The organism is Shimia fortis (genome assembly GCF_040225985.1).
GTDB lineage: Bacteria > Pseudomonadota > Alphaproteobacteria > Rhodobacterales > Rhodobacteraceae > Shimia.
This window is the reverse complement of record NZ_JBBPEU010000012.1, coordinates 1-24,712: the sequence shown is the minus strand read 5'-3', so window position 1 is coordinate 24,712 and position 24,712 is coordinate 1. Positions and strand designations below refer to the sequence as shown.

Here is a 24,712-nt window from a genome sequence, read left to right as displayed (position 1 = left end):
CCTTACTGTGTTTGGGCCATCACATAGCCGATCGCCGCAGCGATACAAAGACCAAGCACCGTGGCAAAGGCGATTTTCCAGCCGGAATAGGGGCGTTCGCCCTGCACGCGGCCGGTCTGGCCGTTGACGACGAAACGATAGGTCTTGCCCCGATACTTGTACGCGGCCAGCCAGACCGGCAGCAGGATGTGCTTGAAGGTCACATCACTGACCTGCGTGTTGATCTGATGGATCATCTGGCGATCGCCGCCGATATCGAACCGCACGTCGCGCTGGATCACCTGATCCATCTGGGCACGCGCCTCTTCATAGCCTTCGGCCAGTTCGACCGCATAGCCCTCGGCGCGGAATCCGGCGAGGTATTCCGGGCTATAGGGTTGCAGATCGCCCAGATCCCAGGGTTGCAGAGCATCGGTATAGCTTTTGGGCAGAGACCGAGATGCCAGGACGAGCACATCGTCAAAAAACCGCGCCACGCGCCCCCGCACCGGCGTCCAGCGCACTTTCTGCACCTGTCGCTGCTGGCGCTTGCCGTCTACCATCACCGTGTGCGTTTCGTAATAAACAATGCCGCGCTGGCCGGAATAGCTGGATTTTGTTTCCGCGTCATATGTCCAGAATGGTACGTAGATACCGTTCATCTTGCGCCCCTTGCGGGCGTATTCCTGTAACCCGTTCGGCGCGAACCAAAGCCGCCCGAGCCAGTCATTCATGGCCTTGTGCGCCTGCCGTTCGGTCCATTTGAACGGCAATACGGCGCGGGGTTTGATATGCCGGTGGGTGCCGGTGTCGGTCACCACGGGCGTGGCACAGAACGGGCATTCCGTGCTGTGGGTGATGGCATCGAACTCGACCTGCGCCGCACAGTTGGGGCAGGTGGAAACGCGGGTTTCCTCGATTTCCTGCGCCGGAAGCTGGTCGTTCAGCGCCTCGCGGAAATCCAGTTCGCGGATGGCAGGGTCGTCCTGCCCGACGAGGTGCGTGACGTGGCCGCAATGGTCACAGGTCAGGGTGCCCCGGGTCGGGTCGAACCTGTAGTCGGCACCGCATTGTTCGCAGGGAAACCGGTGCGTGCTTTCCGGTGTCGGGGGCGGTGGCGGCATCTGCGACATCAGCGATCGTATCTCCGGCGAGAGAACTTGGGAAAAGGGTGCAGCGGGGCCAAGCCAGCCCCGCAATCAGATGGGATGTCAGGCGCCGGGCGGTGGGGGTGGCAGGATGGTGAAAAGCTGCGCCAACTCGGCCACGTCTTCGGCCCGCTTCCATCCGTCCTGACCCGGGGTCCAGACATAGGTTTCGCGCGTCACATCTCCGGCGGTGGCCATCCGACCGAGAGCTGCCTTGGAAAACGGCCCCTTGGTCTGGCCGTTTTCGGCGATGTGCCAGACATGTTCGACCGGTGGCGGGGGCGGGGGAACGGCGGCGGCTTGCGGCGCGGGCGAGGCCTGTTCGGCAGGGCGCGCGCCCCACGGGCCCTGATTTGCCATCTGCTGGGCCATGGCCATGCCCATCCCTGCGCCAATCCCGGCGCCCATACCGGAGTTCGGCGTCTGCGCGGCGGCGGTCATGGCTTCGGCTGCCGAGAACTGGGTGTATTTGCCAAGATCCCCGACGATGCCCATCGAGGTGCGCTTGTCCATCGCCTCTTCCACGGCGGGCGGCAGCGAGATGTTCTCGATATAGAATTCCGGCATCGCCAGCCCGTATTCGGCCAGCGTGCCCGAGATCTGCGCCGTAATGAGCTTGGCCAGATCGGCGGTATTCGCCGCCATATCCAACACCGGAATGCCCGATCCGGCAATCACGCGGCTAAATTCCTGCACGATGATATTGCGGATCTGATAGCTGATCTCGTCCATGGTGAATTCGCCATCCGTGCCGACGATCTCGGTCAGGAAACGTGCCGGATCCACCACCCGAATCGCATAGGTGCCATAGGCCCGCAGGCGTACCGGGCCGAATTCGGGATCGCGGCAGATGATCGGATTCTTGGTACCCCATTTCAGATCACCAAAGCGGGTCGTGTTGACGAAATAGATTTCCGACTTGAACGGGGATTTGAACCCGTGATCCCAGTGCTGAAGCGTGGTCATCACCGGCATGTTGTTGGTCTCAAGCATGTAAAGACCGGGCGTAAACACATCCGCCAGTTGGCCTTCATGCACGAACACCGCCGCCTGACCTTCGCGCACGGTCAGCTTGGCGCCATACTTGATTTCATGGCCTTCCCTCTCGAACCGCCAGACCATCGTGTCCCGGGTATCATCAACCCAGTGGATCACGTCGATGAATTCACCGGTGAGAAAATCGAAAATACCCATGGAACGCGTCTCCTTCGCGAATATCAGTAAATACGGCCAGCCTGCTCGCGGGCCAGAATACGAACAACAGGCCGTGCCTGGTCCAATGTCATGCCAAGCCCGAGCCGTGGATCATAAAGGATCGCCAGCAGCGATTCATCATGTGTTGTCAGCAGGGCAAATTCGTCATCGTCATTAAAGATCGACGGGCGCGCCTGTGGGCTGTCATTGGCCAGACCAAGACCCTGCGCGATTTCCTCGTGATAGCAGGACTTGCGCATCAGGTCGGGGTGCTCGGCCCGCACCAACGCCACGGCGGTGCGATAATCATGGTCGTTCTCGCTGGCCGAAAAAGCCACGACAAGGCAATGGATCGACCGGGGCACGTTGGTGAACAGCGACAGGGTGGTCGGGCTGGCCCCCGGCAGGATCTGCTGCAGACGGGCCTGCAACTGGTTGCGGTCATCTTCGCCCATCACCAGAACATGGAAATTCGCGCGCCCGCCGCCATAGGAAATGGGGTGCCCCGTAACACCGGCCAGCCGCGCGGCGAATGATCTGATCGTTGCCGTATCCTGGCTGCGCATGTCCCTTGGCACCGAGGCACCGAACTCGGCAGAGATGCGTACCGGTCCCGACCAGCGCCGCAACTGACCCGCCCCGCCGCTCGACGGACGTAAGCCGCCGCCGCGCGCATATTCGTCGTAAAAGGCGATCTGTTCAAAATTCCGTGCCAGCATGTCCGGCGTATAGGGCGTGTCCGGCCCACCACCATCGGTGCGCAGCAGCCCCCGCGCCAGCAGGTCGGCCTGCACATTGGTGTAATAGGTCTGAAGCGCGCGGCTGGCCTCGGACTGGGGTTGCGGCGCAGTCGTGGGGGCAGGGGGGCGCTGGCCCGTAGGCATGTCGTCACAGGCGACCAAAGCCGCCGCACCCGCCGCAAGGGCGATATGCCGGATCCAGCGCCGCACCTGTCAGTCTTTCGGAACCGCGCCCGACGCCGTATCCCCAAGGCCGGTGGCCCGCGCCTTGGCCGCAGCCAGCGTATCGCGCAGTTCAGCTTCCATCTTCTGAAGGTCGGCTTCGGCGGCGGCCCGCTTGGCCTTGCCTTCATCGGCGATTTGCAGCGATTCCTGAATGGTTCCGATCAGATCTGCATTGGCCTGCTTCACCGCCTCGATGTCAAAGACGCCGCGTTCCATTTCCTGCCGGATCACCTTGTTGCTTTGGCGCAGGTTGGCGGCGTTCGAGGTCAGCAATTCGTTGGTCAGGTCATTGGCTTCGCGCACCGCGCCCGCAGCCTCGGCGCTGCGCTGGATCGTGACCGCCTGTGCCAGTTGGTTCTCCCAAAGCGGTACGGTGTTGACCAGGGTCGAATTGATCTTGGTGATCAGGCTCTTGTCGTTTTCCTGTACCAGCCGGATCGAAGGCAGGGATTGCATCGTGACCTGCCGCGTCAGCTTGAGGTCATGCACCCGCCGTTCCAGATCATCGCGCGCCGCGCGCAGGTCGCGCAATTCCTGCGCCTTCATCACCTGATCTTCTTCGGGGGCGGCCTGAACCGCGGCCTCCTTGGCAGGAATGTCGGTCTGGTCCAGGTCGGCAATCTTGGCTTCCCCAGCAGCGATATAGAGCGCCAGTTCGTCATAGAAGGCCAGCGTCTTTTCATACAGCAGGTCCAGCGACTTGATATCCTTGAGCAGCTTGTGCTCGTGGCTCAGAAGTTCTTCGGTGATGCGGTCGATCTGGCCCTGCACCTCTTCATACTGCGCGGTAAACTTGGCAAAGGGGGCTGCACGCCCCAGCAGTTTTTCCCAGAAGGTCCGCTCGCGGCGCACATCCAGTTCCGAAACCGAAAATCCGCGGATCGTCGTCACGATGTTGCGCAGGCTGTCCCCGGCAGGGCCCACATCCTTGTTGCGCACATCGGCCAGCATGGCCTGACTGATTTCCTGCAATTCGGCTTGTGCACGCGACCCGAAATGCACGATAGACCCGGTGTCGGTCATGTCGAGTTCGGCCATACGGCGCGTGATTTCTTCGCCCAAGGGGGCATCGGCCTTTTCGAGGGGCACGATATCACCGGCCGCCGCCGGTTCGGCCAGTTCCACTGCGGTCACGTCTTCCAGTTCTTTCAGGGCGGCCTGCGCCTGTTGAAGGGTCTTCTCGGACATGGACTTACCTCTCATGGGTTGGGGCGCCTGAGACACCCTCGCGCTGCAACCTGTCGCGCAGCACTTCGATTTCGATTGTCAGATCGCTCCTGTCATCCAGCAAGAGCTTTTCCGTACGGGCGGCGAAATTCTGCTCCAGATCGTCAAGCAGCGCCTCGTAGTCGGCACGGGCCTCGGGATCCCGTGTGCGCGCATAGACATCCGCGAACTTGAGCGTCGCATCCCGCGCGCCCATCAAATAAACGCCAAGATACTTGCGGGCGGCTGTCAGGTCGCGCGGGTCTTCCTCGACCACGCGAAAAAGGCGGCGCGCGGCGGTCTGGAATTGTGCAACCCGTGTTTCGAGGCTGCGGTCGCCACAGCGTTTGATGGCGTCCGTCATGGCGGCAAGGTGGCTTTCCGCGTCTTCCACCGCCCGCGCCACACGGTCGGTCTGGAACCGGTCAACACCATCCATACCCTTGTCGCGCAAGGGATCCAGCCCGAAGGCCATCAGGTGCAGGGCCGTCCCAACACAGGCGTAAATGACTGGTGCCGCGAGTCCGCCGGTGCCCGCCCAGCCTGCCAGCGCCAGCCCCAGCCCTGTCAGAAACGCTCCGAGGATCTTGCGGGGCAGCGCAGGGCGGCGTGCCACGCTGCGCGCCTCATAGGCTTCTTCCGCCAACAGCCCCTCGCGCGTCATCCACGCGGCCAGCAGCAACAGGCCAAGCGCCACAAGGCACAGCGCCAAATTTACCGGACCAGCGCCAAATGCCTGCCAGATCAGGGGCAGCGGTGCAAAAAACAACAGGTTGACCCGTCCGCCCACCTTGCTGCGGCGTGCCCCTTCAAAGGGCGCGGCAGGCTGCTGCGGGCGTGACTTTGGATGTGACTGCGGGCGGGAAGTGTCCTGCGGGCTGTATTTGCCACCAAAGCGCCGGGCCATCACACACCCCCCGCGATCGAGACATAAAGGATCAGCACCAGCAGCAGCACATAGGCCAGTTTTTGCAATGTGGTGCCCGACATCCGGTTAAGCCTCCTGTAAACCTGACAGAAATCTAAGCAGTCCCTGCCCAACTTGCTAGGGGGAAGATTGCGCGGGCGCCCTCAGAATCGTGCCGGCCGGAGCCGGCCGCCGTTTTTCACCTTTGGAGAAATACTTCGGGGTTTCAGGGGCAGCGCCCCTGAGCCAAGCCGCCAAGGCGCCGACCTGAAGCGGGGTGAAGAGATCAGCGGCGGCGTTTGCGCTGGGGCTTGGCGCGGCTCTCTGTTGGTACCGCACCATCCAGCCCCAACTGGTCGCGCAGCACCCGGCGCCGCACTTCCTCGACCTCGCCCGATTTCAGGTTGCCCAGCTGAAACGGCCCATAGGACACCCGGATCAAGCGGTTCACGTTCAAACCGACCACTTCCATCGCGCGACGGATTTCACGGTTGCGACCTTCGCGGATGCCCACTGTCAGCCACGCATTCGCCCCCTGTTGCCGGTCAAGCGAAACCTGCATCGGCTGGAACTTTTCGCCCTCGATCACCACACCTTTGCGCAGCGGCTCAAGCGTCTTCTCGTTGGGGCGCCCGTTCACCCGCACCCGATATTTACGCAGCCATCCCGTCGAAGGCAGTTCCAGCTTGCGCTTCACGCCGCCATCATTGGTCAGCAGCAGCAACCCTTCCGAGTTCAGGTCAAGCCGCCCCACCGACATGACGCGGGGGAGATCATCTGGCAGATGGTCGAAAATCGTGTCGCGCCCCTGTTCGTCCTTATGGGATGTCACCAGCCCCGTCGGCTTGTGATAAAGCCACAGGCGCTCGGGTTCCGGCTCGGCCAGGGGGTTGCCGTCCACGGTGATCCTGTCCTTGTCCGTCACGTTCAACGCCGGGCTGGTGATCTTCTGGCCGTTCACGGTCACGCGACCGGCCTCGATCATGCGTTCTGCTTCGCGGCGGCTGGCAAGGCCCGCACGGGCCAGAACCTTGGCGATCCTGTCGCCTTTTGGAGTTTGCTGGGTCATGTCCCCGTCCTAGCCCGCTTTCAGGGATTGCGAAAGGGGGCTTGGCAGGGCACACCAGAAGAATGGTGTTCACAAGTTTCATGCAACAAGCGCTGGATCAGGCGCACGCGGCGGCGGACCGGGGCGAGGTGCCCGTCGGGGCCGTCATTGTCAGCCCTGACGGACAGGTCGTGGCCCGCGCCGGAAACCGGACCCGCGAATTGCACGACCCGACCGCGCATGCGGAAATCCTTGCCATGCGCGCCGCCTGTGCGGCGCTTGGCAGCGAACGCCTTGTCGGACACGATCTCTATGTCACGCTGGAACCCTGTCCGATGTGCGCTAGCGCCATCAGTCAGGCCCGGATCGCCCGTCTTTACTATGGTGCCGCCGATCCGAAATCGGGTGGGGTGGCGCAGGGGCCGCGCATCTTTGCACAGCCCCAGAGCCACCATGTCCCCGAAATCTATGACGGCATTGCCGCAGCCGAGTCAGAGGCGCTGCTCAAGGCGTTTTTTGCCGCAAAACGCGCGCCATAGAAATCCTGCCAACCTCAGACCGGTGCGACAAAAATCTCGCGCGGAATATCAGTCAGCGGTTGTCCGCCGTCAGGGGTAATCACGAAGGTTTCGGTGATGGCCAGCCCCCAATCCGGTGTCCAAAGGCCCGGCATTAGGTGAAACACCATGTTTTCTTCCAGCGGGGTCACATCCCCGGGCCGCAGGCTCATCGTGCGCTCACCCCAGTCCGGTGGGTAGCTCAGCCCAACGGGATAGCCCGTCCGGTTGCCTTTGACATAGCCCGCATTGGCAAAGCTTTCGTAGACGCAGGCCGCGATCTCCTCGCAGGTGACACCGGGGCGGGCCGCCGCGAAAGTTTCTTCAATCGCCCGCAATACGGCCGCTTCTGCACGCCGGATGTCATCTGGCGGGTCGCCCAGGAACAGTGTGCGGCTGATCGGACAATGATATCGATGGTAACAGCCCGAGATTTCGAAATAGGTGGCTTCGCCTTCGGTCAGGGGGCGGTCATTCCACGTGATATGTGACGCCGACGCTTCAAGCCCCGAGGGCGCGATCGGCGCAATTGCCGGGTAGTCCCCTGCCAGCCCCGGCAGACCGGCCACCCCCGCCGCCTGCACCTCGGCGACCAGTTCGTGCTTGGGGCGCCCTTCGCGAAAGCCCGCCCGCAAGACCTCGTGCATATGGGCGCTCAACTGACCAGCCTTACGCATCAGCTCCAATTCGGTCGGGCTTTTCACCGCGCGCTGCCAGTTGACCAGCCCCGTGGCATCGGCAATCTCGTCCACGCCAAATGCGGTTTCCAGAACCCTGTGCGCTGCCGCCGAGTAGTAATAATTGTCCATCTCGACCCCCAACGCCCGGGTCCAGCCATAGACCTCGAGCAAGGCCACCAGCGATTTGTAAGGGTGGTGGTCCGGGTGTTGGACATGTTCCTCGGGCCAGTCGAACAGGCAATCCACGGGCAGCCAGGATGTCTGCGATGCACCGGGCTTGTCCTGCGTACGCCCCCACCACAGCGGCGTGCCATCCTTGTGCAGCACCACAACCTGCGGCACGTAAAAGCTCCATCCGTCATAGCCCGTCAGCCACGCCATGTTCGACGGGTCCGCCACAATCAGCGTCTCGATATCCTGTGCGGCCATCGCGGCGCGGGTCATGGCAAGGCGCGACTCGTACTCGGCTTGTGTGAAATCAGAGGCCGGCATGTCAGAGCTCGATCGCCTGCATGATTTCAGGTTCGATCACATCCACCCCTGGCAAGCCCTTGGCCAGCGCCTCGGCAGATTGTTCGAGAATCGGGAAGGTGCGGTAATGGCATGGGATCACGGTTTTAAAATCGAAATACCGTTTCGCCGCATAGGCCGCGCCCTGCATGTCCATCGTGAAATGCCCCCCGGCACACAGGATGCCCACATCCGGTTTGTAATAGTCCCCGATCCAGTCCATGTCGGCCATGATGTCCGTATCCCCCGAGATGTAGACCACGCGCCCCTCGGCCCGCAGGATATAGCCACATTCCGAGCCGGCCGCCTTGGGGCCCGCGTCGCTGCCAAAAGTCGAGGAATGCACCGCGTTCACCATGGTCAGCGTCACCCCATCGCCCAGATCCACGGTGCCGCCCTTGTTGAAGCCGACCGTGTCCAGATGTTCGTGTTCTTCCCAGTAAGACATCAGGTCATATTGCCCGATGATCGGCACCGACAGCTTGCGCGCCAGCGGCAGCATGTCGATCACATGGTCGAAATGCGCATGGGTCAGAATTAGGTGGGTGGCCCCCGAAACCGCCGCCTCGTGCTGGTCTTCGGGCAGCATCGGGTTGCCGGTCAGCCAAGGATCCACCAAGAGAACCTTATCTCCGGTTTCGATTCGGAACGACGCGTGTCCAAGCCAAATGATTTTCATCTCTCTCTCCCTGAATGACGATTATTTTGTGAACTGCTCTCCGAATGTTTTCGTAAAGACCCCGGAGGCTTACAGATCAGCCTAGCACCTTTCCTTGCGGAGAAAAGAGCCAATGGACCTGACCGCCGCCATCGACAACTATTGCGAACGGACCGGACCGGAATACTGGTCCGAACCCGTGAACGCGGTGACCAACGCCGCCTTCCTGATCGCCGCTGCGCTTATGTGGCACCGTCTGCGTGGACAGGATCTGCCCCTGGCGCGGGCTTTGGTGATCATCCTTGCCGGTATCGGAGTCGGCAGTTACCTGTTCCATAGCTACGGGCAGATCTGGGCTGCGATTGCCGACACCACGCCGATCCTGCTCTATGTCCTGCTCTACATTTTTATCGCCAACCGCGTTTACTGGGGCCTTTCCCTCTGGTCCGCCCTCGGGGCCACCACGCTGTTCTTTCCCTTCGCTGCAATCACCGTGCCACTTTTCCGGATGGTCCCCGGTCTGGGGTCTTCCGCAGGCTATGCGCCTGTGCCACTCCTGATCTTTCTTTACGCCTTTGCCTTGCGCCATCGCCTGCCTGACACTGCGCGCAGCCTTGCTCTCGGGGCGTTGATACTCTGCATCTCGCTTGTCTTCCGCAGTCTTGATCTGCCCATCTGTGGTGCGCTGCCGCTGGGCACGCATTTCCTATGGCATATCCTGAACGCGCTCATGCTCGGCTGGATGATCGAGGTTTACCGCCGCCACACCCTGACCGCGCGCTGACGCGGCTTTTTCTTGGAAACATACCTCTGGGGTCCGGGGGCAGAGCCCCCGCGCCGTGCCCGCAGGGCGCGGCATGCGCAGGCATGACACAGGGCGTGAGGCCCTCTTTGCCGGTTTCCCCCGGCTCAATGCTTGCACCCTATCCACGGGAAGGCTAAAGGCTGTTTCCAAGGTTTAACTGGAGTTTTGGCATGTCGATTGACAAGGACACCGCCGCGCGCGTGGCCAAGCTGGCGCGGATCAAGGTCGAAGATGACGCGCTGCCCGCGCTGGCGCAGGAATTCAACACCATCCTCGGCTTTATCGAACAGCTGAACGAAGTTGACGTGGACGGGGTTGAGCCGATGACCTCGGTCACACCGATGCGCCTCAAGCGCCGCGAAGACGTTGTGACCGACGGCAACCAGCCGGAAAAAGTGCTGGCCAACGCCCCTGACGCTCGCGAGGGCTTTTTCGCCGTGCCAAAGGTGGTGGAGTGAGCGGCTTTTAGGAAACTGTTCGTTGGACAGTTTCAGCCGTGAACGGGCGGAGCCCGATGATGCACCGTCGCCAAGCAGAAAATGGGCTATTGGAGCCGATACGATATGACAAACGATCTGAACAAACTGACCCTTGCCGAAGCCCGTGACAAGCTGCGGGCCGGGGATGTTACCTCGGTTGAACTGACCGAAAGCTGCCTCTCGGCCATCGAAGGCGCAGGTGCGCTGAACGCCTTTGTCCACAACACCCCCGAAATCGCGCTGGAGCAGGCGCGCGCCGCTGATGCGCGCCTTTCGGCGGGCGACGCGCCCGCCATGTGTGGCCTGCCGCTTGGCATCAAGGACCTTTTCTGTACCAAGGGCGTGCCGTCGCAGGCTGCGTCGGGCATTCTCGAAGGGTTCAAGCCCGAATATGAATCCACCGTCACGCAAAACCTGTTCGATGCAGGCTCGGTCATGCTGGGCAAGTTGAACATGGACGAATTCGCCATGGGGTCGTCGAACGAGACCTCGGTCTATGGCAACGCAGTCAGCCCGTGGCGCCGTGGCAATGATGACACCCCGTTGACCCCGGGTGGCTCGTCGGGTGGGTCTGCATCTGCGGTCGCAGCCGATCTCTGTCTGGCCGCGACCGGCACCGACACCGGCGGCTCTATCCGCCAGCCAGCTGCCTTTACCGGCATTGTCGGGATCAAACCGACCTATGGCCGCTGCTCGCGCTGGGGCATCGTGGCTTTTGCCTCCTCGCTGGATCAGGCCGGCCCGATGACCAAAACCGTGCGTGATGCAGCGATCATGTTGGAAGCCATGTGCGGACACGACCCCAAAGACAGCACCAGCGCCGATCTGCCAGTGCCCAATTTCGAGGCCATGCTGACCGGTGATATCAAGGGCAAGAAAATCGGGATTCCCAAGGAATACCACATGGACGGCATGCCCGAAGAGATCGAACAGCTCTGGGCAGAAGGCCGCGCCATGATGCAGGCCGCTGGTGCCGAACTCGTCGATATCTCGCTGCCGCACACCAAATACGCGCTGCCGGCCTATTACGTGATCGCTCCGGCCGAAGCATCTTCGAACCTTGCCCGTTATGACGGTGTGCGCTTTGGCCATCGCGCCACGCTCGCCGCGGGCGACGGCATCACCGAGATGTACGAAAAGACCCGCGCCGAAGGGTTTGGCGACGAAGTCAAGCGCCGCGTGATGGTCGGTACCTACGTGCTGTCCGCCGGGTTCTACGACGCCTATTACAATCGCGCCCGCCGTGTGCGTGCCCTGATCAAGAAAGACTTCGAAGACGCGTTCAACGCAGGCGTTGACGCGATCCTGACCCCGGCCACCCCTTCGGCAGCCTTTGGTCTGGGCGAGATGAACGACGAAGATCCGGTCAAGATGTACCTGAACGACGTGTTCACCGTCACCGTAAACCTCGCGGGCCTGCCCGGCATCTCGGTGCCAACAGGTCTGGATCATCAGGGCCTGCCGCTGGGGCTGCAACTGATCGGGCGTCCGTGGGAAGAAGGTGACTTGCTGAACACCGCCTACGCACTGGAAAGCGCCGCAGGATTTGTAGCCAAACCCGGCAAATGGTGGTAAAACTGCTCAAAACCTAAAAAACAAGAGCAGGTTCTGACAATATGCGAGTGTTTCTGACGGGCTGTGTCCTCGTGGCCTTGGCCGCGTGCCAGCCCAAGATTCCCGACAGCGCTGCCGGCGTTGGTTTCGACAATGCGGTGAACTCGCCGCAGGCACAGAAACAGATTGACGCGCAGCTGACGCAGGTGCCGCCCATTCCGCCGGCCAATAGCGTGTCACAGGAAACTCTGGCCACACTACAGCGCACATCGGTGACGACTACGGCGGCCCCTGTGCCGGCGCCCGCCCCGGTGGCAACCGCGCCCGTGGCAGTGCCACCGCCTGCGCCACAACCGGTTCAGGTTGCTTCCGTACCCGCGCCGACCCCTGCGTCACCAGCACCGTCTGCACCGGCCACGACCGAGCCCGCGGCCCCCGCCCGCACCGCGCCGGACCAACCCCAGACCACACCTGATGGCGTTGTGCATGCCAGCCCCTCGAACCCGGCGCCGGTTCTCATGAACAATCCCGGCCTGTCGAACGAGAATGATTTCGCCGCCGTCGGCGCGCGCAGGTCCATTGATGACGACGCCGCGCGTCTGGCCAATGCCAAGGCGAACTACCAGGTGATCTCGCCCACCGCCGTGCCCAAACGGCAGGGCAACGGCGCGCCGAATATCGTCGCCTATGCACTCCAGACCAAGAACCCCGTCGGGACCAAGGTTTATACGCGCGTCGGGCTGAAAAACGCTTCGCGCCACGAGCAGGCCTGCGCGGCTTATCCGTCTGCGAACGAGGCGCAGGCCGCCTTTCTGGCAAAGGGTGGCCCCAAGCGCGACCGTCTGGGGCTTGACCCCGATGGTGACGGGTTTGCCTGCAAATGGGATCCGGCCCCTTATCGTGCCGCCGCCGGCGGCTAGGGGCCATGCCCGCCGCCACTCAGGTCCCCTGCGAGAGTTTCGGCCCCCGCCGGAACGCCGCGCGGCCTGACATTATCGTTCTGCACTATACCGCGATGGAAAGCGCCAAAGCCGCGCTTGAGCGCCTTTGCGACCCTGATGTCGAAGTCTCGGCGCATTACCTGATCGCCGAGGACGGGCGTCTTTGGCAAATGGTGTCCGAAGACATGCGCGCCTGGCACGCCGGGGCCGGGGCCTGGGGCGATGTTGCGGATGTGAACTCGCGCTCGATCGGGATCGAACTGGCCAATCACGGCGACCACCCTTTCCCCGAACCGCAGATGCGCGTGCTGGAAACCTTGATGCAAGACATCATGGCCCGCTGGGCGATCCCGCCTGCGCGGGTGATCGGGCATTCCGATATGGCTCCGGGCCGCAAAAGGGACCCCGGACCGCGCTTTGACTGGCCACGGCTCGCGCGCGGAGGGCTGGCACTGCCCACCCCCGACGGCGCTCCAGCTGCCCCTTGCCCCGAGCGCTTTCGCGCGGCGGTCTGCGGCTTCGGTTTTCCAGACGTCGAGGATTCGGTTTTGCTCGGGGCTGTGCGCCTGCGCTTTCGGCCGTGGGGGGAGGGGCCCCTTGCCCCCGAAGACATGGCCATCGCGCAGGGCCTTGCGCTCGCGCGATTGACCTGATCCGTCCGACAGCCTAAAGCAGACCTCGCACAGAGGGCCGGATGGCCGCGGGGGCGACCCCGAGGAAAGTCCGGACTCCACAAGGCAACGGTGCCGGGTAACGCCCGGCCGGGGCAACCCGAGGGAAAGCGCCACAGAGAATAGACCGCCCTTGTGCGCAGGGGTAAGGGTGAAACGGTGGAGTAAGAGACCACCGCGGGCCTGGCAACAGGACCGGCACGGCAAGCCCCACCGGGAGCAATGCCAAATAGGGACCGCGCGTGGCGCAAGCCACAGGGGAGTCTTGCCCCGAGCAGGTCCGGGTTGGCAGCTAGAGGGATTCCGGTAACGGGATCTCAAGAAGAATGGTCATCCAGAGGGGGAAACCCCTTGGACAGAATCCGGCTTACAGGCCCTCTGTGCATATGCGCCTGCCGGTGCTGAAATACGGGAAATATGGCCGCCAGACCGGATGGCAAAATGGCGATTTTGGCCAAAACCCCGCGCGTGTTCAAAAAACGGTGCAAAAAACCGCTTTTGCCAAAGTTTCTTGAACTACCCCCATTGACTCGGGGTGGTGTATCCTTAAAAGGCAGGCTTCATGAGAATTTCACGGGCACTGCTGCCCGCGCAGGAGAAGAACAATGGCGAAGCCGACGACCATCAAGATCCGTCTGAACTCGACCGCGGGCACGGGCCATTTCTACGTGACCAAGAAAAATGCGCGAACCATGACCGAAAAGATGGTCGTACGTAAGTACGATCCGGTGGTGCGCAAGCATGTCGAGTACAAGGAAGGCAAGATCAAGTAAGATCGCCCCTTGAGACAAAATGCAGAAGCCGCGCCAACAGGGCGCGGCTTTTTGCTTTTCTGCACATCGGTCCCGCCCTGACCTCAGAACATCCTGACGACAGGGAGGCCGCCATGTGCCCCGATATCCAGTGCCCCGACATACAGATTCGCCCCGCAATGCCCGCAGATAGCAGTGCCGTGACCCAGTTGCTGCGCAAATCCTATCCGCAGTTGCTGCCCGAGGATTACGCACCGACGACCCTGCGTGCCGTGCTGCCCCATATCACAACCGCACAGCCCGCGCTTTTATCCTGTGGCACCTATTACCTTGCACAGAACGATCAGGGCACGGTTGTGGGGGCAGGGGGCTGGACCGATATTTCACCCGCACGGGGGGTGGGCCGCGACGGAGAAGGGCATATCCGCCATGTGGCGACGCATCCGGGCTTTCTGCGCCGGGGCATCGCGCGGGCGCTGATCTCCCAGTCCCTAGACGCCGCCCGCGCCTTTGGCCTTGTGCGGATGCACTGCATGAGCACGCTGACAGCGCGCCCCTTCTATCAGGAGATGGGCTTTGCCCCAGTGGCCGAGATCGAACTGACCCTCGCCCCTGGTGTGCATTTCCCTGCGGTCCAGATGCTGTGCGACATCTGATCCGCGCCGAAAAGAAAAGGGCCGGTTACTCGGACCGGCCCTTGATGTCGTGATGTGTCTGCGCGTCTTATTCGCGATTGCCGAACAATTGCAGCAGGAACATGAACATGTTGATAAAGTCGAGATACAGGCTCAGCGCGCCCATGATCGCAGCTTTACCCAGCCATTCGGTGTCGCCAGTGTGCGCCATCTGCAGGTAGGTGTTTTTGATCTTCTGCGTGTCATAGGCAGTCAGGCCCGCAAAGATCAGCACACCCAGAACCGACACGGCAAAGGCAATCGCAGGCGAGCCGAGGAAGATGTTCACGATCGACGCGACCAGGATACCGATCACACCCATGATCAGGAACGCGCCCCAACCCGAGATGTCTTTCTTAGTGGTGTAGCCCCAGAGCGACAGACCGGCAAAGGCGATCGAGGTCACGAGGAACACCTGCGCGATCGAATAGCCGGTGAACACGATAAAGATCGAGCTCATCGACACACCCATGATGGTGGCGAACACGTAGAAGAACAGCTGCGCACCGGCGGCCGACAGGCGGTTGATGGCCGCGCCAAAGGCAAAAACCATGATCAGCGGGGCGAACATGATCAGCCATTTCAACGGCGACGCATATATCGCATAGCCCAGCGAGGTCAGGTATGTGTCAGCATTCAGTTGTCCGCTGGCGCCAGCGGGATCGCTGGTGACGGCCAGACCGGCAAGGGCCCACGCGGCGACGAAGGTGATCAGTGTCCCCACCGACATCGTGCCGTAGACCTTGTTCATGTGGGCGCGAAGCCCTTCGTCAATCTGGGCCGTGCGGACGCCCGCAGTGCTCCGGATTGTGTCAAATTCAGCCATTAAAGCCTCCGAGGTTGAACTGTTTGGGCTGCCGGATCACTCCGGCAGCCGTCCCCAGAAATATCGGTGAGCTTTGCAGCTTTTTCAAGGTTTTTAGAGTCGAATTTCCGACTGTTTCAGCACTGGACCCAAGTCTTCGGCACGTCCCAGATCGGACGCTTGGCTTCGGCCAGTGCCTCGGCGCGGGTCAGGCCGATATCAAGCAGCGCGGCATCGTCCAGCCGAGCCAGCGCGTGGCGCTGACGGTACAGCGCCAGCAGACCCATCAAAGAGGGCTTGCGGGCAGAGGAAAGGCCGGCAGTGCGACCCATTGCAGAAGTATAAGCCATAATCCTGTCCTTTCTGATTTTGAAATGGTTTTGGCATCTTTCATCAACTTGCTTGATGTATATGGGGAAATGTGTTTATTTTAAAAACGAATGTTTGTGAGATCATTCATCAAAAATGGTGATGAAATGCGGAATCTTGATGTAACCACGTTGCGTAGTTTTGTGGCAGTTGCCGATCTGGGCGGGGTCACCAAGGCGGCCGGTTTTTTGCACCTGACGCAATCTGCTGTCTCCATGCAGTTGAAAAGACTTGAGGAATTGATCGGTGTCACCTTGCTCGACCGGTCCGGGCGCGGCATCGCACTCACCCCGGCGGGGGAGCAGCTTTTGGGCTATGCGCGCCGCATGGTGTCGCTCAATGACGAGGTGATCCGACGTCTGACCCATGAAGAGTTCGAAGGCGAAGTCACGCTCGGGGTGCCGCATGACATCGTCTATCCGGTGATTCCGCGCGCGATGCAGCAGTTCGCCGCCGCCTATCCCAGAATCAAGGTGCACCTTATTTCGTCCTACACCCGGTCGCTGCGTGCGCAGTTCGACAAGGGCGAATGTGATCTCATCCTCACCACCGAGGCCGAGAGCGGGTCGGGGGCAGAGTTGCTGTGTACCCTGCCCATGGCTTGGATCGGCGCGCCTGGTGGGGCCACGTGGCGCCGCCGCCCGTTCCGGTTTGCTTCCGGCGACAATTGCGTGTTCCGCAGCAGTGCCATTCGTGCGTTGGACGATGCGGGCATCGAATGGGAAATGGCGGTCGAAACCAATTCCGAGCGCACGGTCGAGGCAACAGTCAGCGCCGATCTTGGCGTGATGGCGATGATCGAAGGCACCCAGCCGCCGCATCTTGAGGTGGTGGCCCATAACGGTGCGCTGCCGGATCTCGGGGTGCAGAACATCAACATGTACGGCGCGCAATCCGGCAAGGGCGATGTGATTGCCTACCTCGCCGACCTGTTGCGTAAGGGGTTCCACCCGATGCAGGGACGCTACGATATCCAGTCCGCGCACCGTCGCCATGTCGTGGTAGCTGCCCGCTGATCCGGTCGCCGAAAGGGCGAATCCAGCACCGTTCTGGCGCGAGGGTCGGCCCCCTCAGACCCGATACGCTGAGGCGGATCGGCATCGCCTCGCCGCTTCCCGCACATTTAGGTCGCGAATCCCCCTCGGGTACGCATCACGAGAGCTTGACCAAAACCGCTTTCCACTCCATATCCCGCTACCATGACCGACCTGAACAAAATCCGCAATTTCTCGATCGTGGCCCATATTGACCACGGCAAGTCCACGCTGGCCGACCGCCTTATCCAAGAGACGGGAACGGTGCAGGACCGCGACATGAAAGAGCAATTGCTCGACAGCATGGATATCGAGCGCGAGCGCGGCATCACCATCAAGGCCAACACCGTGCGGATCGACTATCAGGCGGATGATGGCGAGACCTATGTCCTGAACCTTATCGACACCCCCGGACACGTCGATTTCGCCTACGAGGTGTCGCGGTCGATGCGCGCCGTCGAGGGGTCGCTACTAGTGGTCGACTCGACCCAAGGGGTCGAGGCCCAGACGCTGGCAAATGTCTATCAGGCCATCGACGCCGACCACGAAATTGTGCCGGTCCTGAACAAGATCGACCTGCCCGCGTCCGATTGTGATCGCGTGGCCGAACAGATCGAAGACGTGATCGGCATCGACGCCACTGGCGCGATCCAGGTCAGCGCCAAAACGGGGCAGGGCATCCACGAAACGCTCGAGGCGATTGTGCGCGACCTGCCCGCCCCGACCGGGACTGTCGATGCACCGCTCAAGGCGATGCTGGTTGATTCATGGTATGACGCATATCTCGGCGTGATCGTCCTTGTTCGGATCATGGACGGTACGCTCAAGAAGGGCATGAAGGTCAAGATGATGTCGAACGGGTCGATCCACCATGTCGACCGCGTCGGCGTATTCCGCCCCCAGATGCAGATGATCGACAGCCTTGGCCCCGGCGAGATCGGGTTTCTGACCGCGTCGATCAAGCAAGTGCGCGACACCCGCGTCGGCGATACCATCACCAATGACAAACACGGCACCGAAACGCCGCTGCCCGGCTTTAAGCCTGCACAGCCCGTGGTGTTCTGTGGCCTTTTCCCCGTCGACAGTGCCGAGTTTGAAGACCTGCGCGACGCGATTGAAAAACTGGCTTTGAATGATGCCTCCTTCTCGTATGAGATGGAAACTTCTGCCGCGCTCGGCTTTGGTTTCCGCTGCGGGTTTCTCGGGCTGTTGCACCTCGAAGTGATCCGCGACCGGATCGAGCGCGAATATGACATCGAACTGATCACCACCGCGCCCAGCGTGATCTATCACATCTACATGCGCGACGGCTCGATGATCGAGCTGCACAACCCTGCCGACATGCCCGACCTGACCCATGTCGACCATCTGGAAGAACCGCGCATCAAGGCGACGATCCTTGTGCCCGACGAATTCCTCGGCGATGTGCTGAAACTCTGCCAGGACCGCCGCGGCATTCAGGAAGACCTGACCTATGCGGGCAGCCGGGCGATGGTTGTCTATGACCTTCCCCTTAATGAAGTTGTGTTCGACTTCTATGATCGCCTGAAATCGGTAACAAAGGGTTACGCGTCCTTCGACTACCAAATGACCGGCTATCGTCAGGACAATCTGGTCAAGATGTCGATCCTCGTGAATGACGAACCGGTCGATGCGCTTTCGACCATGGTACACCGCGATCGCGCCGAGATGCGGGGCCGCGCCATGTGCGAAAAGCTCAAAGACCTGATCCCGCGCCACATGTTCAAGATCCCGATCCAGGCGGCCATCGGCGGCAAGGTCATTGCCCGCGAAACCCTGTCTGCCCTGCGCAAGGACGTGACCGCGAAATGCTATGGCGGCGACGCCACGCGGAAGCGGAAACTGCTGGACAAGCAAAAGGCCGGTAAGAAAAAGATGCGCCAGTTCGGCAAGGTCGACATCCCGCAAGAAGCGTTCATCTCGGCGTTGAAGATGGATTCGTAAGGCGAGTTCCAAGCCACCAAAAAGACATGTTAAAGGCCGCCTTTTTGGGCGGCTTTTTCGTTAGAATCGGCCTGCCCGTGCAATGCACGGTCAGCGCCATCCTGCAGCGAAGCCGATTTCAATCTTCACTCTTTCCCCCGCCGCCAGAACGCCCACCAGCGCCGTTTCGGTGCGGACACCATCACGCCCAGCTCTCCGCCCTCGACCGGTTCCAACCCGCCTGCTGCCAATATCCCGCGTTCGGCGGCGCGCTCGATCTGGACCTGTTGCATCTGGAGCGCGGCCTCGCGCGGGGTGACCGGATCGCCGTTCAGCCCCGAGACAAACCCCGGCAGCAGGCAGTTGCCGAACATCCCGCTCAGCGGGTTGCGGATGCCGCGCGTGTCGCGTTCTTGCAGGTCCCAGATCCGCTTGACCTCCTCGAACGAGACGATGGCGGCGATGGGGCGGCCGTGACGGGTCAGCACGAAGTGTTCGCGCGGGTCCTGAACAAGAGTGCAGATCTGGCCCAGATGGGCGCGGGCCTTGCTGATGGTCAGTCTCATGGTTCCTCCGGGGGTGTACAAAATGGTCGCTGCTCCGGAAATTGTTGTACAAACCGGTTAAAACCCGCCTGTCGCGCCGTGCGCCGCGCGATTTACCAGCGGCGTAACTTTCCGTTGCGGGATGGTGCGGGGCTGCTACGATGCGGGTGTTTTCCGCGATCGGAGTTTGCCATGAAGTTTCGTTTTGCACTTGCCTTTGTCGCCGCCGCCGGGGCTGCCTCGGCCGAGGGGATCGGGGTGAATATGCCCGAGATCGGCAAGGGCAGCTATGCCGTCTACCAGGCTGGGGATCAGATTTATACCCATGTATTTGCAGGGAAATCGGGCGCCTATCACGTTTATGACGTGGTTCCGGGAGATGATCCGTCGGCCATGGAGGGGCGGTCGCGCTATTTCCGTGATGGTGCGGGGCAGACAGTGAAATGGGTGACCGCCGCCGGCGAGGTGGTGAGCTTCACGCCCCACAACTGCCAGCGCACCGTGGGTGAGTGCAGCTTTGTGGAAGAGGGTGTGGTAGATGGAAAGCCATATAAAACCAATATGTTACGGACGAATACGCCCACCTCGAGCGGGTTCCGGTTCGAGCAAAAGGGCTATGGCCCCGACGGTGAGTCCTATCTCTTGATGCGCGGCAAGGTCGAGCTGGATGATTATGGTCTCGTACGCCGCGGCACCGTCCGCAACGCCGAGGCCAAGACCCGGTTCAAGCGGCTGAGGGCGGTGATCCGCTAGCGGCGTTCTGCGCGCCCGTTGCAAAAGAAAGACCTGTCCTTAGATTGGGTCATATGGATTTTTCAAGGAGACCCCAATGCCTTTGACCGTTGCCGAGATGATGGAAGCCGCCAATGCCGCCGTGCCACGGATCAGCGTGGCCGACGCACAAGCCAAGATCGCTGAGGGGGCTTTGTTGCTTGATATCCGGGACGCGCCCGAATTGCAGATGCAGGGCCGCGCCGCCGGCAGCCACCACATCCCGCGCGGGATGCTGGAATTCCGTGCCGATCCCGCCACCCAGTTCCATGATGCAGAGTTGAAATTCGACCGTCCGATCATCCTGCATTGTGCCTCTGGCGGGCGCGCCGCGCTGGCGGGCAAATTGCTCAAGGATATGGGATATGCCGAGGTCTATAACCTTGGCGGCTTGAGTGACTGGAAAGATGGGGGCGGGCCCGCGTCCGAGCCTGTCGACCCTGGTATGTGAAGCGCTAGACAAAATGAAAAAAAGCGGCCTTTTCGGGGCCGCTTTTCTCATCTGTCCTTGCCGAACCGCTCAGGCGTAGGTCAGCCAAATCCAGACCATGAGGATATAGCATAGGTGGTGCAGCGTTTGATCCACGCCGAGTGCCCGCCAGAAGGCGGCATCGGCCGGGGTCCAGCCCTTGCTTTTGTTTTGACCCGCTTTCCACCAGTCGATGTGGAAATGCAGCACCCATTCCAGCACCACGATCCCGACCAAGAGTGGCAGTGGTGTGCTGAACGCAAGGAGGATCACGGCTGAGAATGCGACGTGCACTCCGGCATGGCATGTGCGCCCGAGATGGAAATAGCGATCGCGCCCGTCCATCATCCACATCGTCTGGAAATAGAAATCCGCCAGCAGATGCTTGATCTGCAGCGCTGCGAACAGCAACAGGATGGCGGTTGTCGTTTCCATGGGCCGGCCTTGGTTTCCGGGGTCTTATTTTTTCAGGGTAGCCGATATTGCACGCAAATCAACGGGGCAATCGGATGCCGTGTGGTCAGTAGCGAGTCCTTGATCCCGAGGAGTCTTCGTTGCTAACCTTGCAACAATTAGAAGCGACGGGCGGGTTCCGCCCCCGACAGAAGGGCCACGGCCATAGAACGCTCGTTATTTTCTTTCATCTGGAAATACTCCAAACGCGATCAGCTTATTCTCCTCGTGATGACCGCGTGCCTGTTCCCGCTGTTGTACCTGACTCTGGAACTGCCCAAGCGGATCATCAACGACGCGATTTCATCGGATCAGGCCTTTATCTATATAGACGCGCTCGACATCGAGCTGGATCAGGTGACTTTTCTTTTCGTGTTGTGCGGGGGCTTTCTTTTGGCGGTCCTGGCGCATGGCCTGATGAAAATGCGCATCAATACGATGAAAGGCATCCTGTCTGAACGGATGCTGCGGCGCTATCGCTATACGCTGATCGGGCGGATCATGCGGTTTCCGCAATCCTATCTGCGGCGCACCTCGCAAGGGGAAATGGTGTCGATGATCACGTCCGAATCCGAACCGATGGGCGGGATGATGGGCGACGCGATCAGCCTGCCGGTGCTGCAGGCCGGCCAGATGCTGACCATTCTGTTTTTCCTGTTTGCCCAGAGTGTGTGGTTCGGGCTGGCGGCCTGTGCGCTGATTCCGCTGCAGGCGTGGATCATCCCGAAGCTGCAATGGCAGATCAACCTGCACAACAAAGACCGGATTGGTCAGGTGCGGTTGTTGGCCGGGGAAATCGGTGAAACTGCGGCCGGGGCGCCGACATTGCGAGTCAACGCAGGCTGGCGCTATCGGTTGGCGCAGGTCACGCGCCGGTTGGGCACGTTGTTCGACATCCGCCTGACCATCTACAAGAAGAAATTCTTCATGAAGTTCCTCAACAACTTCATCACCCAGCTCACACCGTTCTTCTTTTATGCAGTCGGCGGCCTTCTTGTTATTCAGGGTAAGGTCTCTCTCGGGGCGCTGGTGGCCGCGCTGGCAGCATACAAGGATCTGTCCTCGCCGTGGAAAGAGCTGCTGAATTATTACAACCGCGTGCAGGACATGTCACTGCGCTGGACACTGATTGCCGAGCGGTTTGATCCTGCCGGGATGGTGGACGAAAAACTGTTCGAAGGCGAGCCCGAGGAAATCCCGCATCTGGATGGCGATATCGAATTGTGCAACGTCACGGTTACAGACCACAATGGCGACTCTATTCTTGAAGACATTTCGCTGACGCTGCCCAAGGGAGGGCTTGTGGCGATTTCCACCAACGATCAGGAGGAGCGCCGCGCTGTTGCCGAGCTTTTGACCCGAGAGGTGAATGCGTCGGCAGGCAAAGTTATGATTGACGGCGAAAACCTTGAAAGCTTGCACCAGATGGTGATCGCGACGCGCATTGGTTACGCCGAGATGCCGCCCTATGTCTTTCAGGGCACGTTCGGGGCCAATATTACGATGCCCCTGAGGGTCGCGCCAGTAAACCTGTTCGATATCCGCCCCGAGCGGGTTGCCGCTGAAAAGCACCGGGACACTGAAACGGAACGGTCCGGCAACAGCATGGACACCTATCTGGCCGATTGGGTCGATCCAGCACGGGCGGGCGTGGCAGATCGTGATGAACTGAGAGACTGGTGGCTGCGTGCCATGGATGCGATCGGCGCGGGCGAAGGCATGTATCGGCGCGCGCTCGAACAGATCTTCCTGCCCAAGGAAGCGCCCGATCTGGCCGAGAAACTTGTTGCGCTGCGCCCGCGCGTGCTTGAGGTGCTCAGGGAAGAAGGGCTCGAGACCGAGTTCTACCGCTTTGACCCCGAGCGGTATAATCCCACCATGCCGGTTTCAGCCAACTTGTTCTTTGCCACGGCCACCGAACGGGGACGTGAATATGATGAAGGCACCGTCAGCGATTTCCTTGAACTGCTGAAAGAACTGGGTCTGGCAGAAGGCATGTTGCGCCTCTCTGGCGAGGTGATCGAGATGCTCAACCTGACCTTCGGGGTCGACGGCACCGAGCATCCGCTGTTCCAGCGGCTGGGGCTTGATCCCGATGCCTTCCGCCGGCAGGTCGAATTGACCCGCAAAATCCGCGAAGAAGGGCATGCCGGGCTTGACCATGACGAACAGGTCGAGATGCTGTCCCTGCCGTTCGAAGTGTCCGCAGAACAGATCGGTCCGGCCTTTTCCGAGGATCTGAAAAGCCTCATACTTGATCTGCGTCATGCGCAGCGGGTCAAGCTCGAGGCGTGGCTGGCAGATTTCTATGAGCCGTTGAACGAAGCCAAGTTTGCGCCCGGCCTGAGCGTTCTGGAAAACGCGCTATACGGAACGATCTCATCCTCTGCCGGTGGCAAGGGGGATGCGGTGCGCGATGTCGTGGCGCGAGTGCTGGATGAGGCCGGTCTTAAACAACAGATCGTGGAACTTCTTTTCCGCGTGCAAACTGGCATTGCCGGGGCAGGGACCCCTTCATCCCTGATTGGGCCGATTGCCATCAGCCGCGCCGTCGTCAAGCGCCCCGAGTTGCTTATCCTCGATGGCGTGCTTGCAGGTGAAGACCCGGCCCATGCACGTTCAATCATTCGGAACCTGCGCGCGTTGCTTCCAGAGGCCAGCCTCTTGTTCTTGGAAGAGCAGATTCAGCAACCCGAAGAGTTTGAGCATGTGTTCGAGATTGAACATGGGCGGCTTAAGGATGGCGAGATTTATGGAGAGGGATTTACGGACAACGCGGCCAGTGCCGACCTGCGCCAGAAGATGCGCGCCCTTGTGTCAACCGACCTGTTCGCCAGCCTGCCGCGACGACAGCTGCGCCTTTTGGCCTTTGGTGCCCAATGGGCGGACCTGCCTGCGGATGAATATGTTTTTCACATGGGGGACAACGCGGCGGATGGCGCCTACTTGATTCTTGAGGGGGAGGCCGAACTGTCCTTCACGACAGAGGACGGTCATCGGGAAGTTGTCGCCGTTGCTGGACCTGGCACACTTGTCGGCGAGTTGGCCCTGATCCGCAAGGAGCCGCGTGCGCTGGACATGTACGCGCGTACGCCCATGCGGGCGCTGAGACTTGGAGAAGAGGAATTTCTCGCCGTGGTCGAAAACGATGCGGGCACAGCTTTCAAGATCATGCAGGTTCTTGCGGGCTATGTGGGGGCCCGCAAGTCGGGTGATGATTCCGACTCCCAGTGATTTGCCGTTGTTGGCAGGCGATTCCAGAAAAATTCCAGAAATTGACCCGGTTTCTGAGGGGCACAGCCCCGAGTCGACCTGAATCGGTTCAAGATTCCCGTCGATTCACCCCAAATCACCCCGTGATTCCGGCAAATTTCGGGGGGCGGGCCTGTTATCGCGGTGGAAAACCTGGCCAATGCCAAAGGATGCTGCCCAAATCATGTGCGGAAATCCCTTGTTTTATTGAGGTTTCAAATTTTAGCAGAAGTTTTTTGCAGAAATGTGAAAAAAGCACTTGCGGGTTTTGTGCAGTAACCGTAGAACCCCCCTCACCGGCGGCGCTGAGGCGCACAACGGGACGCCAGACGGAGCGGCGGA

At 60.9% G+C, this 24,712-nt stretch carries 27 protein-coding genes and 1 other RNA gene; 15 read left to right on the top strand and 13 right to left on the bottom strand.

All coding sequences use genetic code 11. From position 1 onward, the window contains the following. Positions 1-2: 2 nt before the first annotated feature. The 6 genes from WNE31_RS15850 to WNE31_RS15825 all read right to left on the bottom strand — a co-directional run bounded on the left by WNE31_RS15850 (position 3) and on the right by WNE31_RS15825 (position 6,468). Entirely contained in the window at positions 3-1,112 is a 1,110-nt protein-coding gene (locus WNE31_RS15850; RefSeq protein WP_349980927.1) for a TFIIB-type zinc ribbon-containing protein, read from the bottom strand. Between the two features lie 78 nt (positions 1,113-1,190). Beyond that, positions 1,191-2,321, bottom strand: a complete 1,131-nt coding sequence (locus WNE31_RS15845) for an SPFH domain-containing protein (RefSeq protein WP_349980926.1) — start codon at positions 2,319-2,321, stop codon at positions 1,191-1,193. Between the two features lie 23 nt (positions 2,322-2,344). Continuing rightward, positions 2,345-3,271, bottom strand: a complete 927-nt coding sequence (locus WNE31_RS15840) for a DUF2927 domain-containing protein (RefSeq protein WP_349980925.1) — start codon at positions 3,269-3,271, stop codon at positions 2,345-2,347. A 3-nt stretch (positions 3,272-3,274) separates the two neighbouring features. Next, positions 3,275-4,474, bottom strand: coding sequence for a toxic anion resistance protein (locus WNE31_RS15835; protein WP_349980924.1), 1,200 nt, complete (start codon positions 4,472-4,474; stop codon positions 3,275-3,277). A gap of 4 nt (positions 4,475-4,478) precedes the next feature. Next, positions 4,479-5,399 carry a 5-bromo-4-chloroindolyl phosphate hydrolysis family protein gene (locus tag WNE31_RS15830; RefSeq protein WP_349980923.1) on the bottom strand — a complete coding sequence of 307 codons (921 nt, stop codon included), beginning with the start codon at positions 5,397-5,399 and terminating at the stop codon, positions 4,479-4,481. Positions 5,400-5,685: 286 nt separating this feature from the next. After that, positions 5,686-6,468, bottom strand: coding sequence for a pseudouridine synthase (locus tag WNE31_RS15825; protein ID WP_349980922.1), 783 nt, complete (start codon positions 6,466-6,468; stop codon positions 5,686-5,688). A 62-nt stretch (positions 6,469-6,530) separates the two neighbouring features. Here WNE31_RS15825 and WNE31_RS15820 point away from each other — a divergent pair, with 62 nt between their 5' ends. Then, entirely contained in the window at positions 6,531-6,986 is a 456-nt protein-coding gene (locus WNE31_RS15820) for a nucleoside deaminase (protein ID WP_349980921.1), read from the top strand. Between the two features lie 14 nt (positions 6,987-7,000). On the opposite strand, the gene WNE31_RS15815 is transcribed toward WNE31_RS15820, so the two are convergent. Both WNE31_RS15815 and WNE31_RS15810 read right to left on the bottom strand, forming a co-directional pair. Beyond that, positions 7,001-8,176 (bottom strand): M24 family metallopeptidase, encoded by a 1,176-nt coding sequence (locus WNE31_RS15815; protein WP_349980920.1) that lies wholly within the window; start codon positions 8,174-8,176, stop codon positions 7,001-7,003. Between the two features lies 1 nt (position 8,177). Next, positions 8,178-8,873 carry a metal-dependent hydrolase gene (locus WNE31_RS15810; RefSeq protein ID WP_349980919.1) on the bottom strand — a complete coding sequence of 232 codons (696 nt, stop codon included), beginning with the start codon at positions 8,871-8,873 and terminating at the stop codon, positions 8,178-8,180. A 112-nt stretch (positions 8,874-8,985) separates the two neighbouring features. On the opposite strand from WNE31_RS15810, the gene WNE31_RS15805 reads away from it, so the two are divergent. The 9 genes from WNE31_RS15805 to WNE31_RS15765 all read left to right on the top strand — a co-directional run bounded on the left by WNE31_RS15805 (position 8,986) and on the right by WNE31_RS15765 (position 14,710). Further along, positions 8,986-9,636, top strand: a complete 651-nt coding sequence (locus tag WNE31_RS15805) for a ceramidase domain-containing protein (RefSeq protein WP_349980918.1) — start codon at positions 8,986-8,988, stop codon at positions 9,634-9,636. A gap of 191 nt (positions 9,637-9,827) precedes the next feature. Next, positions 9,828-10,115, top strand: coding sequence for an Asp-tRNA(Asn)/Glu-tRNA(Gln) amidotransferase subunit GatC (gene gatC / locus WNE31_RS15800; RefSeq protein ID WP_349980917.1), 288 nt, complete (start codon positions 9,828-9,830; stop codon positions 10,113-10,115). Positions 10,116-10,220: 105 nt separating this feature from the next. Beyond that, positions 10,221-11,711: an Asp-tRNA(Asn)/Glu-tRNA(Gln) amidotransferase subunit GatA gene (gatA, locus tag WNE31_RS15795; RefSeq protein WP_349980916.1), complete on the top strand. Its 1,491-nt coding sequence runs from the start codon at positions 10,221-10,223 to the stop codon at positions 11,709-11,711. 41 nt (positions 11,712-11,752) lie between these two features. Further along, positions 11,753-12,610 (top strand): hypothetical protein, encoded by an 858-nt coding sequence (locus WNE31_RS15790; RefSeq protein WP_349980915.1) that lies wholly within the window; start codon positions 11,753-11,755, stop codon positions 12,608-12,610. A 5-nt stretch (positions 12,611-12,615) separates the two neighbouring features. Then, the gene (locus WNE31_RS15785; protein ID WP_349980914.1) at positions 12,616-13,284 is read left to right on the top strand and encodes an N-acetylmuramoyl-L-alanine amidase; all 669 of its coding nucleotides are present in this window, start codon (positions 12,616-12,618) and stop codon (positions 13,282-13,284) included. Positions 13,285-13,313: 29 nt separating this feature from the next. Continuing rightward, positions 13,314-13,688: RNase P RNA component class A (gene rnpB, locus WNE31_RS15780), an RNA gene on the top strand. Beyond that, on the top strand, positions 13,689-13,817 hold the full coding sequence (locus WNE31_RS15775; RefSeq protein WP_349980913.1) for a hypothetical protein: 129 nt from the start codon (positions 13,689-13,691) through the stop codon (positions 13,815-13,817). Between the two features lie 90 nt (positions 13,818-13,907). Next, positions 13,908-14,075, top strand: a complete 168-nt coding sequence (gene rpmG / locus WNE31_RS15770; protein ID WP_007814563.1) for a 50S ribosomal protein L33 — start codon at positions 13,908-13,910, stop codon at positions 14,073-14,075. A 113-nt stretch (positions 14,076-14,188) separates the two neighbouring features. Then, complete coding sequence (locus WNE31_RS15765) at positions 14,189-14,710, top strand: GNAT family N-acetyltransferase (protein WP_349980912.1); 522 nt, start codon at positions 14,189-14,191, stop codon at positions 14,708-14,710. A gap of 67 nt (positions 14,711-14,777) precedes the next feature. Here WNE31_RS15765 and WNE31_RS15760 read toward each other — a convergent pair whose 3' ends face one another. Together WNE31_RS15760 and WNE31_RS15755 are read right to left on the bottom strand one after the other, a co-directional pair. Next, positions 14,778-15,554 carry a Bax inhibitor-1/YccA family protein gene (locus tag WNE31_RS15760; protein ID WP_349980911.1) on the bottom strand — a complete coding sequence of 259 codons (777 nt, stop codon included), beginning with the start codon at positions 15,552-15,554 and terminating at the stop codon, positions 14,778-14,780. Positions 15,555-15,670: 116 nt separating this feature from the next. Continuing rightward, positions 15,671-15,883 carry a DUF1127 domain-containing protein gene (locus tag WNE31_RS15755; RefSeq protein ID WP_349980910.1) on the bottom strand — a complete coding sequence of 71 codons (213 nt, stop codon included), beginning with the start codon at positions 15,881-15,883 and terminating at the stop codon, positions 15,671-15,673. A 126-nt stretch (positions 15,884-16,009) separates the two neighbouring features. On the opposite strand from WNE31_RS15755, the gene WNE31_RS15750 reads away from it, so the two are divergent. Together WNE31_RS15750 and lepA are read left to right on the top strand one after the other, a co-directional pair. Continuing rightward, positions 16,010-16,918: a LysR family transcriptional regulator gene (locus WNE31_RS15750; RefSeq protein WP_349980909.1), complete on the top strand. Its 909-nt coding sequence runs from the start codon at positions 16,010-16,012 to the stop codon at positions 16,916-16,918. A 183-nt stretch (positions 16,919-17,101) separates the two neighbouring features. Further along, positions 17,102-18,901 (top strand): translation elongation factor 4, encoded by a 1,800-nt coding sequence (gene lepA / locus WNE31_RS15745; protein WP_349980908.1) that lies wholly within the window; start codon positions 17,102-17,104, stop codon positions 18,899-18,901. A 125-nt stretch (positions 18,902-19,026) separates the two neighbouring features. Here lepA and WNE31_RS15740 read toward each other — a convergent pair whose 3' ends face one another. After that, positions 19,027-19,446: a type II toxin-antitoxin system Phd/YefM family antitoxin gene (locus WNE31_RS15740; protein ID WP_349980907.1), complete on the bottom strand. Its 420-nt coding sequence runs from the start codon at positions 19,444-19,446 to the stop codon at positions 19,027-19,029. A gap of 171 nt (positions 19,447-19,617) precedes the next feature. Here WNE31_RS15740 and WNE31_RS15735 point away from each other — a divergent pair, with 171 nt between their 5' ends. Both WNE31_RS15735 and WNE31_RS15730 read left to right on the top strand, forming a co-directional pair. Continuing rightward, positions 19,618-20,178, top strand: a complete 561-nt coding sequence (locus WNE31_RS15735) for a hypothetical protein (protein WP_349980906.1) — start codon at positions 19,618-19,620, stop codon at positions 20,176-20,178. Between the two features lie 76 nt (positions 20,179-20,254). Continuing rightward, complete coding sequence (locus tag WNE31_RS15730) at positions 20,255-20,647, top strand: rhodanese-like domain-containing protein (protein ID WP_349980905.1); 393 nt, start codon at positions 20,255-20,257, stop codon at positions 20,645-20,647. A 69-nt stretch (positions 20,648-20,716) separates the two neighbouring features. Here WNE31_RS15730 and WNE31_RS15725 read toward each other — a convergent pair whose 3' ends face one another. Beyond that, on the bottom strand, positions 20,717-21,100 hold the full coding sequence (locus WNE31_RS15725) for a DUF3307 domain-containing protein (protein ID WP_349980904.1): 384 nt from the start codon (positions 21,098-21,100) through the stop codon (positions 20,717-20,719). Positions 21,101-21,349: 249 nt separating this feature from the next. Here WNE31_RS15725 and WNE31_RS15720 point away from each other — a divergent pair, with 249 nt between their 5' ends. After that, complete coding sequence (locus tag WNE31_RS15720; protein WP_349980903.1) at positions 21,350-24,352, top strand: cyclic nucleotide-binding domain-containing protein; 3,003 nt, start codon at positions 21,350-21,352, stop codon at positions 24,350-24,352. Positions 24,353-24,506: 154 nt separating this feature from the next. Here the strand turns inward: WNE31_RS15720 and WNE31_RS15715 are convergent. Next, positions 24,507-24,712 (bottom strand): hypothetical protein (locus WNE31_RS15715; RefSeq protein ID WP_349980902.1); only part of this gene is annotated, 206 nt, incomplete at its 5' end.

What these genes read in the sequence shown, in the direction of transcription:
- lepA (WP_349980908.1), top strand. Translation starts at nt 17,102, where the DNA reads ATGACCGACCTGAACAAAATCCGCAATTTCTCGATCGTGGCCCATATT.
- WNE31_RS15760 (WP_349980911.1), bottom strand. Translation starts at nt 15,554, where the DNA reads ATGGCTGAATTTGACACAATCCGGAGCACTGCGGGCGTCCGCACGGCC.
- WNE31_RS15730 (WP_349980905.1), top strand. Translation starts at nt 20,255, where the DNA reads ATGCCTTTGACCGTTGCCGAGATGATGGAAGCCGCCAATGCCGCCGTG.
- WNE31_RS15755 (WP_349980910.1), bottom strand. Translation starts at nt 15,883, where the DNA reads ATGGCTTATACTTCTGCAATGGGTCGCACTGCCGGCCTTTCCTCTGCC.
- WNE31_RS15775 (WP_349980913.1), top strand. Translation starts at nt 13,689, where the DNA reads ATGCGCCTGCCGGTGCTGAAATACGGGAAATATGGCCGCCAGACCGGA.
- WNE31_RS15720 (WP_349980903.1), top strand. Translation starts at nt 21,350, where the DNA reads ATGACCGCGTGCCTGTTCCCGCTGTTGTACCTGACTCTGGAACTGCCC.
- WNE31_RS15845 (WP_349980926.1), bottom strand. Translation starts at nt 2,321, where the DNA reads ATGGGTATTTTCGATTTTCTCACCGGTGAATTCATCGACGTGATCCAC.
- rpmG (WP_007814563.1), top strand. Translation starts at nt 13,908, where the DNA reads ATGGCGAAGCCGACGACCATCAAGATCCGTCTGAACTCGACCGCGGGC.
- WNE31_RS15765 (WP_349980912.1), top strand. Translation starts at nt 14,189, where the DNA reads ATGTGCCCCGATATCCAGTGCCCCGACATACAGATTCGCCCCGCAATG.
- WNE31_RS15805 (WP_349980918.1), top strand. Translation starts at nt 8,986, where the DNA reads ATGGACCTGACCGCCGCCATCGACAACTATTGCGAACGGACCGGACCG.
- WNE31_RS15820 (WP_349980921.1), top strand. Translation starts at nt 6,531, where the DNA reads ATGGTGTTCACAAGTTTCATGCAACAAGCGCTGGATCAGGCGCACGCG.
- WNE31_RS15750 (WP_349980909.1), top strand. Translation starts at nt 16,010, where the DNA reads ATGCGGAATCTTGATGTAACCACGTTGCGTAGTTTTGTGGCAGTTGCC.
- gatC (WP_349980917.1), top strand. Translation starts at nt 9,828, where the DNA reads ATGTCGATTGACAAGGACACCGCCGCGCGCGTGGCCAAGCTGGCGCGG.
- WNE31_RS15835 (WP_349980924.1), bottom strand. Translation starts at nt 4,474, where the DNA reads ATGTCCGAGAAGACCCTTCAACAGGCGCAGGCCGCCCTGAAAGAACTG.
- WNE31_RS15815 (WP_349980920.1), bottom strand. Translation starts at nt 8,176, where the DNA reads ATGCCGGCCTCTGATTTCACACAAGCCGAGTACGAGTCGCGCCTTGCC.
- WNE31_RS15810 (WP_349980919.1), bottom strand. Translation starts at nt 8,873, where the DNA reads ATGAAAATCATTTGGCTTGGACACGCGTCGTTCCGAATCGAAACCGGA.
- WNE31_RS15850 (WP_349980927.1), bottom strand. Translation starts at nt 1,112, where the DNA reads ATGTCGCAGATGCCGCCACCGCCCCCGACACCGGAAAGCACGCACCGG.
- WNE31_RS15740 (WP_349980907.1), bottom strand. Translation starts at nt 19,446, where the DNA reads ATGAGACTGACCATCAGCAAGGCCCGCGCCCATCTGGGCCAGATCTGC.
- gatA (WP_349980916.1), top strand. Translation starts at nt 10,221, where the DNA reads ATGACAAACGATCTGAACAAACTGACCCTTGCCGAAGCCCGTGACAAG.
- WNE31_RS15830 (WP_349980923.1), bottom strand. Translation starts at nt 5,399, where the DNA reads ATGGCCCGGCGCTTTGGTGGCAAATACAGCCCGCAGGACACTTCCCGC.
- WNE31_RS15735 (WP_349980906.1), top strand. Translation starts at nt 19,618, where the DNA reads ATGAAGTTTCGTTTTGCACTTGCCTTTGTCGCCGCCGCCGGGGCTGCC.
- WNE31_RS15725 (WP_349980904.1), bottom strand. Translation starts at nt 21,100, where the DNA reads ATGGAAACGACAACCGCCATCCTGTTGCTGTTCGCAGCGCTGCAGATC.
- WNE31_RS15825 (WP_349980922.1), bottom strand. Translation starts at nt 6,468, where the DNA reads ATGACCCAGCAAACTCCAAAAGGCGACAGGATCGCCAAGGTTCTGGCC.
- WNE31_RS15785 (WP_349980914.1), top strand. Translation starts at nt 12,616, where the DNA reads ATGCCCGCCGCCACTCAGGTCCCCTGCGAGAGTTTCGGCCCCCGCCGG.
- WNE31_RS15790 (WP_349980915.1), top strand. Translation starts at nt 11,753, where the DNA reads ATGCGAGTGTTTCTGACGGGCTGTGTCCTCGTGGCCTTGGCCGCGTGC.